This is a genomic window from Oleiphilus sp. HI0125, assembly GCF_001635355.1.
Genome location: NZ_LWGF01000583.1, coordinates 1 through 741 on the forward strand (window position 1 = coordinate 1; position 741 = coordinate 741).

At 50.5% G+C, this 741-nt stretch carries 1 protein-coding gene; it reads left to right on the top strand.

Annotation, left to right across the window (positions count from 1 at the left end; genetic code table 11):
* The coding region (locus A3762_RS07140; protein WP_156493319.1) for a VCBS domain-containing protein at positions 1–741 on the top strand (741 nt) is incomplete at both ends.

A 741-nucleotide genomic window follows, 5' to 3' on the forward strand; every position in this document is an offset into this window, starting at 1 on the left:
ACCGACCAAGACGGTGGTACCGACACGCAGAATCTCGTCATTACGGTTCATGGTAAAGACGATGCAGCTGTAATAACGGGGGCAAGCACTGGCGCAGTGACTGAAGGAGACGCAGGCGACACCGCAACCGCCAGTGGAACCCTTAGCATATCTGATACCGATACAGGCGAAACACCTGATTTCCCAGATCTTGTCAGTACAGCCACCACCTACGGCCATATAGCCATGGTTAATGGTCAATGGACCTATACCCTTGATCAAAGCAAAGTACAAGATTTATCACCCAGTGACCCCGACCCAGCCAAGCAACAAGTCGTAGATACTTATACTTTCACAGCGACCGATGGCTCAACCCAACAAGTCAGCATCACCATTACCGGGACTGAAGATAAGCCTGTTATTAGTTCGGCCTATGCTTCGCCAGTGGGCGCCACTTCGACATTATCCATAACCAGTCTTGAAGTAGTTGCCAGTGCCGACCCTGCGGTGATTGATACGACGGCAGACTGGGGCAGTCAAACATCGACAGTCAGTTCAGGCTTGAAAATAGTTGGCTTATACATGCCAGGCAGTAGCCATAACGAATTGACTTCAGGTAATGAACCTACCTTAACGACAAATCATAGCGGCCAAGGAGGGTTTGCCAGAATTGATAGTCACGGCTGGTGGCAATCACACCATATTCCTAATACTGTGAATACCGGTAGTGGCGGGGCAGCAGGTACGGGTAACGCCTGGGAA